Below are 7,783 nucleotides of genomic sequence, written 5' to 3' on the forward strand. Positions count from 1 at the left end.
GCGGGTGCGAGCCCCCCAGCCGGATCCCGCCGGCACCAGCTCACGCGTCCGAGGACACGTGCTCAATGCGACGTGTGCGCGAGGCACACATCGCATTGCGAGGCGGCGTCGGCGGTGATCGCCACCGACGCACTAAGACGTTTTGCCGTCCTCATCGAAGTGCCGGCAATCCGGATGCGGACGCAGTGCTCAGGACGACGACGATCGTCGCGGCGCACAGGCACGCCGCGAGCGGCACGCGGGTGCGACAGGCCACCGCGACTGCGACGGGACCTCCGGGGTCGGCTTCCGACGACGCGCCTGCAGCCGCGTCTGCGCCGCTCAGGGCGGCCGTGGCAAGCACGCCGAGCAGCAGGGCGGTCCACGAGAGCCAGCCCAGGTAGAGCCCGAGCATGGCGACAAGCGCGCCTGCGCTCGCGTCGAGCCGCTGGGTGACCGCTCCGATGCCGAACACAACCGCGACCAGCGCGGCACCCCCGACTAGTCCACGCGCAATGCGCCACCAGTCGCCGTCCACGACGGCAGGCGTCGCGAGCAGCACGGCAGCCACGATCAGGGACGGCCGTACGACGGCGCTCGGCACCCGGCGCAGGTCGACGTCGATCATCGCCACGGTCACCACGACGGTGGCGAGGTAGAGGTAGGCCGGCAGGGTCGCGGTCACACCGAAGCACAGGGTCACCGCGACGAACAGCGCGCCGGTCGCAGCTTCTACCAGGGGGTACCGAGCGCTGATCGGCAGCTCGCAGTCGAAGCAGCGTCCGCGCAGGACGAGCCAGCCGAACACCGGAACGTTGTGCCGCGACCTGATGCGCGAGTGGCACCGCGGGCAGTGCGACGGCGGAGACACCACCGACTCGCCGCGCGGCACGCGGTGGATGACGACGTTGAGGAACGACCCGACCGCGAGGCCGAGGACACCCGCGGCGATCGCGAGCACGACGACGAAGCTCATGGTCCGTACCTCCTCACGTCATCGTTGGTGCAGCTGCGGGACCGCAGCCAGGCCCTGACCGCCCCGGTCGTTGCCTGGCCGCGGCCCCGCTTTCTGCTGTCCGCCAGGTGCCTCCCCAGACAAGGCGGACGTTGTGCCGGATCGAGCGGACACGGCCTGCCGGCCGTGCCCGCTGATCCGGCCGACGCACCCGAAGGGTGCGGCGTCGAGCGAGCACTCGGTCTCCTACGGAGTGCCCGGGCTTGCAGACGGCGTCGCCGCTGCGGGCGCCGCAGCTGACGACGGTCGGACGAATGCAGTCATGGTGAGCGTCATCGTCTGGTCGCTATGAGCGCCGGGCTGGGTGCCCGCGGTGCCGATGGTGACGCCGCTGACCAGCAGTGCGCGGGGCTGGTGCAGCTGCAGTCGAGTGAGAAATGCCGTCAGGTTGCTGGTCGTGCCGCTGACCGCGGCCGTGATCGCCACGGAGTAGAGACTGCTGGACGCGACGACCGCCCCGCTAGCGGCCGTACTGCTGGGCGACGCACTCGGTGACGCGCTTCCCCCGCTGGCGCTGCCGGTGGGCGCAGCGGGTGCTGCGCTGGCCGAGGGCGCGGCAACGGTCAGCGTGGAAACGCTGGTGGAGGTCGCGCGGGCGATTGCCTGCAGGGAACGCAGCAGGCTCGGGTTGGCCGACTGATCGTCGAGCGACGGCAGGCCCGCCTGGGCCTGGGCCAGGGCCGCCCGGTAGGTCGGTAGCTTCTTCTGCTCCGCCGTGAGACTCACGATGCGCGATTGCAGTGTCGTTGCCTGCAACTGGGCGTTCGCCACCTGACCCTGCACGTCCGCCGTCTCGGCGCGCTGCGGGCTTATCAGGAAAAAGTAGCCGACGACGGCCATGAGCAGGGCGACGGCGACGCCACCGCCGAGCCAGAATCGTTCGGTGCGGGTACGGGTCATGTCAATTCGCTTCCTGGGAACCGCGCGAGACGCGCGAGCGCTTTTTGCTGACGTGCCGCGTCGAGTGGCCCTCGGCGTGTGGCTTGACCACGGGCGAGTGCGTTGCGGGTCGGGGACGCGCTGTGCTCGGAGCTGGCACGGCGTTCACTGCGGCAGCGGGGGTCGTCGTTCTTGCGTCAGGGGCGGCGGTAGCCCCTTGACTCGCGCTCGGCGCCGCCGCGTACCGATTGCTCAGTACGGCTTTCGTCAGGGACAACGTAATCGTGAAGATCATGCTGTGCGCTGACACGCCGGGCGTCCCCGCGACGGCCGATACGGTGGACGGGTTGACGGCGGTGATGCCGTTGATCGCCGAGAGTCCGCTGACGTAGGTCGCGACCGAGGCCCAGCTGCGCGCCACGCCGGATAGTGTCATCGTGCCGATGATCGGCTGCGCGGACGTGATCGGCGCAGTGTTCGTGGCGTCGCCCGCACCGTCAGCGGCATTGGGGCCGGGAAGCTGCGCTGCAACAGCGGTGAGTTGTAGGCCGGCCGGCGCGGGGCGCGCCAGCTTGTTCAACAGCGCCGTCCACGAAACGTCGTCGACCATCGCACCCGCCAGCTGGGTCCGGATGCTCTGCGTGTCGGCCTTGGTAGTGAGCAGGGTGCTGAAGCCTTCTGACTGACGGGTCAACGACGCAGTCCGGTCGTTTGCGGCTGAGAGGTCACTACGCGCGCTACTCGTCTGCTCGCGCGCCAGCGCGTCGCCGAGCACGACGAGCGCGACGAGCCCGACCATGACGACGGCCAGTCTCCGCTTGAGGAAGGCAACCCGCCGTCCGACGAGAATCTCGTCCGGCATCAGGTCTGCGGTGATCGTCGACAGCGGTTCGGACACGTGTGCGCCCGACACCAGTGGCGGCCCGACGGGCGGCTCGATGACGGTAGTCATGACGCTGCTCCCAGATTAAGGCCGACCGAGACCGCCGCTGCGGCCCGGAATTCCATCAGCTCGTCGCGGCTGTCCCGGTGCTGCGCGGAGCGCACGAAGCGCAGCGGGTCGCCGGCGCGCACCGGCACGTTGGTGCTCGCGTGCAGTTCGTCGGCGAGCCCTGGTAGCAAGGAAGCTCGCCCGACGACCGTGACGTGGTTCAGGGACCGCTGGTGTCCGTTGTTGAGATAGAACGTCACCGAGCTACGGAGCTCGCTGATCAGCGGGCGCAGCGCGTCGCGGACAGCATCGACAGCGTCGCTGCGCAGCTGCGGCGGCGCTTCGCCGAGTGACCGCTTGAGGGAGTCTGCCTCAGCAGTGGACAGGCCGAGCCGCGCGCTGAGCATGCGGGTGATCTCTTCGCCGCCGCGGGGAATCGTGCGCACGATCTCCGGCACGCCGCCACGGTGGATGACCAACACAGTGGTGCTCGCGCCGATGTCGACGATCGCCTCGGCGCCGGTGGTCGCGGAGGCGACTGCGCGCAGCACCGCGAAGGCTGCGAGGTCGACGTGCTCCACATGAAGCCCTGCTCGCTCGACCGCCTGGACCGTCGCGAGTACCGGCTCTTTGGGCGCCGCGATGAGCAGCCCGCGCACGGTTTCCTTCTTCGGTGCGTCTTCGAGCGGACGGAACGAGAAGATCGCTTGCTCGATCGGCATCGGCACGGAGTCGCGCACCTGGTGCGGCAGTGCCTGCTTCATCTCTTTTGGTGGCAGATTGGCGATCTCGACCTCGCGGACCACGACCTGACGGTGCGAGATGCCGAGACGGACCTTCTTGGAGCTGAACTTCTCGTTCGACCAAAGCGTTCGGACGGCATCGGTGACCGCGCGCTCGTCCTTGATGACGCCGCCGGACATGGCGCCGTCGGGCAGCGCGACGTCACCGAAGAGGTCGATCATCGGCCGGCCCTTGCCGCGCCGCACCTCGGCGGCACGGACCGAGACCGAGCCGATGTCGAGTCCGATCGAAACGGGGTTGGCCATCAGAAACTCCTTGCATATGGGGAGCGGCGCGGCGTGGTCATCACGAGCCCGCCGAGATGCTGACGATGTTCCAGACGCGCGGGTTAGTGCTGTACCGGGCGCTCGGCACGTATTGCAGGTTCCCGCGTTGAAGATCGACATAGTTGTACTGGAGGACGGTGCCGGTCCGGGCGACATTGCCGCCACTGCTGTTCTGCACCCCGTTGGCGCCGCGATGTGATTGGTAGATGCCGCCGTTGACGGTCAGATTGCCGACAAGCGTGCCGCGGTCGTAGTTGTCGGTCCGCAGCGAGCCGGTGAGGGTGAATACGGCCGCATCGATTGTTCGGTTCCCGCTGGCGATCATGTTCGTGTACTGCGCCTGCGGTGCCCATGAGTAGAAGGTCCCGTTGCCTGAGACGACGCCATTTGACGTCAGCCCGGTTAGATCGTTCGGGCAGAAACCAGCCGTCGTCTGCGTGATGTCTGCTGTGGCCTGGTCGGCGCAGTACACGGGGTGGTAATTGCGGACGTCGTTGCCGGCGGTGATGCTCACCGGATTGGAGGACGAGCTGTCGTTACCGCTCCCTTTTGTGACGTCGCCGGTGATCTCCACGTTGTTCTGCGCGATCAGGCTCAGCGTGCCCTGATTGACACCCTGAACGTAAAGGTCACCGGGCTGTGAGGTTCCGGACGAGCCGGCCGCGGCGCCTGCCGACGTAGCGCCGATCGCATACTGCGTCACGTCCTTGGGGTTCGGGAACATGCTCGCTGTGCTGGCCGGGGTGAAGTTCCAATTCGTCTGGGTGCTCGTCAGCGTGAACTGGGCGACGTCGCTGCCCCAGGTTGAACGGGACTTGGTCTCGTGATACACGGTGACTGTCACCGGCGTGACGGTCTGGGTCTCGTTTGCCGCGCTCAGCGGGGAGAACAACGAGTCGCCGGACACCGCAGACGTCGGCGTGGCGCCGACGGTCGTGTTCGTTACGACGGGCGTTCCCGCGGTGGCCGTGGCGACATACCGACTGGTCGTTGTGGTCTGGCTGCTCAGGTCATTGGTGACGAGGGTGTCAAGGCACGTCGCCTGCGAACTCGCGTCACCGGACAGGCACGTGCTGGCCGCGATGTCGCTCTGGATTTTTGAGCGGAGTGTGCCGTACCCGTTCGTCGAAGCTGACGGTGTCGCTGTGCTGGACAGGTTGCCGTAATCGCATTCAAATGTCGCTCGGTCAGCCCAGTTGGTGAGTGCCGAGCATTTCTGGCTACCGCGTGAATCCGCAGTCCAACCGGTTGCCGAGGTGGCATCGGTGGCCGTGGTCACGCCCGTCCACGCACACTTGGCGTTGGCGGTTGCCGCGTACTTCGTGGAGCCCGAGCAACCCGAGGACAGCGCGGACGTCGAGTGGTTGTGCGCAGAGGGGGACGGATCGGCGGCGGTGCCGCCGGTCGCCGGCAGGTAGAAAATTTCGTTACTGGCCGATGGCGAGGTTGCGGTGGTCAGCGTCGACTGCGGCCACGTCCCGCTGCTCGGCGTGTTGAGGTTCTTCGCATAGATGGTGCCGCTACCGGTCGTCGTGTAGTTGTAGGTCCAGCCCGCGACACCTTTCGAGACGTCGTTGGGGTAGCAGCCCGTGTCCGCGCCGGAGGCTTTCGACTTCGTCGCCGGGCTGGTCACTGTTGCCGTGCCGTCGCCGTTGAGCACGACTCGGGTCGGCCCGTAGTAGACGCAGCTGTTGGTCTCGACTCCGTCGGTGCCGATCGTGGTCGGCAGCGTGATGTCCTGGGTAGCGAGCTCGGGCGATTGGCCCGACGGGTCCACGGTGGCGCCCTTCTCGTTCTGCCGGTAATACAGGTTGTTCGATGGGGCCGGGCTGTCGTGCCCCGGGTAACCCCACAGGGTGTCGACCGGCGACTTGAACAATGGTCCGTTGCCGCCGAGGTCACTGACTAACAGCGCGTCGCGTGTGTAGGTCGGCCCGTTCGCCACCATGCCGGTCGTGAAGACGAGTTCGCACTGGCCCGTGTGCGTTGTCGCGCTCCCGTTCACGGTTCCGGTCTCTTGCCATGTGGAGCCGACCGAGGCGCGTCCTTTTAGCGTCGCTGAGTCGCTGTAGTAATGCTGTCCGCACACTGAATCGGGGTACGTGACGGCCGCCTTTGCGCCATTCCAGGAAGCGACCTGCGGCACCGAACCGCTGTAGTTCGTCTGGCCGTAGACGCTCGAGTCGGTGATATCTATGTTGCGCTGGGTGAAGTAGTTGTCGAAGAACGTGGGTGACTGCGACTCGTAATCGGTGTAGTAGCCGTAGCGCAGGATGCTGGGATTGAGAGACAGGTCGGCGATCAGCGTGCGATTGACGCCGTCTTCCGTGCCGGTCGAGGTCAGTCGGACATCCTGATCGGCAGTCACCGAGGTGGCAGTCGTCCAGTGGAACGTCTGCGCGGTGCCTAGCGACGGTCGGTTGAGGCTTGCGCTATCGGCGCCGAGGGCCTGTGGGCAGATGCGCGTCTCCGACCGACACGCCGGCACGTTGGTCAAGTAGGCGACGGCGTCGTTGATGCCCGACTGAGCGGCCAGGAGCGCGGCCGCGACATCCTGACTCTTCTTGCTCGCGATGATGTTCGGCGCCGCCACGGAGAAGGTCGTGGCCAGGCCGATCATGGCCATCGCGGTTACCAGCAGGACAAAGACCAGGGCGAACCCGCTCTCGTCGCCGTCGCGCCGGCCCAGCCGCGACGCGATCACGACACGGCTCCGGTGATGGCGACGCCGGATTGCACGACCTGCGCGTTCGTCCCTCGTGCGCCCTGCACGGTCAGGGTGATCTGAACCAGGGATACGGACGCTGCATTCGTTGTGACGGTGCAGCTCGACGACGGATCGGTGGCGTCCGAGCAGTACGTGAACACGGTCGAGTTGGTGACGCCGCTGACCAGCGCGGTCTTCGAGGTGGCGGTCGTCGGATACGTCGCGGGCGCGATGCTGCCCTGTGGCGCGTACAGATACTGAAAAAGGGTCCCGTTCGTCAGCTGGATGTCGACCTTCGTCGGAGCTCCGCGGAGCGCAGTGCCGCTGCGGTTGGTCGCAGCGATGTTCGCGTAGAAAGTCACGTCCGTCGCCGTCATGTTCACGAAGCGGTTCGTAGCGTCGCCCGGACTCGCCGTGGGCGTGTCGGCGACCTGCAGAAGCTTGGTCACCTGGGCGACTGCCGTCCGAGCGGTGGCACCCACCAGGCTTTGCTCCGTGACGCGGTTCGCCTGCGCCTCCGTGCCGATGAAGAAGCTGACCGCGACCGCGCCCACGACGGATAGCAGAGTCATCCCGACGATGACCTCGACGAGCGTCATGCCGGCGTCGTCGCGTCGGCGCGCCCGCTTCAACATGCCAGTTCCTGAGCCATGGTGACCGTGCGCGCCGTGCTGGCCGGAGGCCACGTGACGATGCTCTTCACCGTCATGTAGGGGTTCGTGTCGTAGTTCGGCGGCAGCGGGCATGAACCGGTGACCGTGCGCGTCACGGTGTAGGTGGTGCTGCCGACCACGACGGACCTTGCAGCTATGGCTGCAGGGTAAGTGGGGTAGCGCAAGGCCTGCGCAGCCTGCTGATCCTGCTGGGCGAGGTTCGCTGCGGCGACCCGGTTGCCGGAATTGTTCGAGGTGCTCGTGACATTGACCGACGCCGTGACGCTGGCGGCGCCGACGACGGCGAGAAGAGTGAAGGAGACCAGCGCCTCGAGCACTGTGAAGCCGGCGTCGCCGGTCGTTGTGCTGTCCGCAGGGCCTCGATGGAGCGGGGGGCGGACCCTGGGGGGCATGGGTCACCTCCATCTTGGGCTAGGAGGGATGTGGAGTTGAGAGTCGAGCGGTGGGGGGGGGGGGCCCAGCGCCCCCCCCCCGGGGGAGGTTACGCGGGGGGCCGCCGCAGGGTGGCGCCGGCGGGGGGTGGGAGCG

The 7,783-nt window shown here is 67.3% G+C and carries 7 protein-coding genes; all 7 read right to left on the minus strand.

Annotation, left to right across the window (positions count from 1 at the left end):
* Positions 1–151 precede the first annotated feature (151 nt).
* Positions 152–955, minus strand: a complete 804-nt coding sequence (locus ACFFCN_RS00555) for a prepilin peptidase (protein ID WP_375488665.1) — start codon at positions 953–955, stop codon at positions 152–154.
* A gap of 225 nt (positions 956–1,180) precedes the next feature.
* Complete coding sequence (locus ACFFCN_RS00560; RefSeq protein WP_375488667.1) at positions 1,181–1,894, minus strand: hypothetical protein; 714 nt, start codon at positions 1,892–1,894, stop codon at positions 1,181–1,183.
* Position 1,895: 1 nt separating this feature from the next.
* Positions 1,896–2,825 carry a PilN domain-containing protein gene (locus tag ACFFCN_RS00565; protein WP_375488669.1) on the minus strand — a complete coding sequence of 310 codons (930 nt, stop codon included), beginning with the start codon at positions 2,823–2,825 and terminating at the stop codon, positions 1,896–1,898.
* Positions 2,822–3,994 (minus strand): type IV pilus assembly protein PilM, encoded by a 1,173-nt coding sequence (gene pilM / locus ACFFCN_RS00570; RefSeq protein ID WP_375488671.1) that lies wholly within the window; start codon positions 3,992–3,994, stop codon positions 2,822–2,824. Before pilM ends, ACFFCN_RS00565 begins: the two co-directional genes overlap by 4 nt.
* Positions 3,894–6,578, minus strand: a complete 2,685-nt coding sequence (locus ACFFCN_RS00575) for a hypothetical protein (protein ID WP_375488673.1) — start codon at positions 6,576–6,578, stop codon at positions 3,894–3,896. The genes pilM and ACFFCN_RS00575 overlap by 101 nt, the downstream gene beginning before the upstream one ends.
* A complete protein-coding gene (locus tag ACFFCN_RS00580; RefSeq protein ID WP_375488674.1) occupies positions 6,575–7,216 on the minus strand; it encodes a type II secretion system protein J in 642 nt (213 codons plus the stop codon). The genes ACFFCN_RS00575 and ACFFCN_RS00580 overlap by 4 nt, the downstream gene beginning before the upstream one ends.
* Complete coding sequence (locus ACFFCN_RS00585; protein WP_375488676.1) at positions 7,210–7,572, minus strand: hypothetical protein; 363 nt, start codon at positions 7,570–7,572, stop codon at positions 7,210–7,212. Before ACFFCN_RS00585 ends, ACFFCN_RS00580 begins: the two co-directional genes overlap by 7 nt.
* Positions 7,573–7,783: the final 211 nt, after the last annotated feature.

This window comes from uncultured Jatrophihabitans sp., from assembly GCF_964246335.1.
Classification (GTDB): Bacteria; Actinomycetota; Actinomycetes; order Mycobacteriales; family Jatrophihabitantaceae; genus Jatrophihabitans.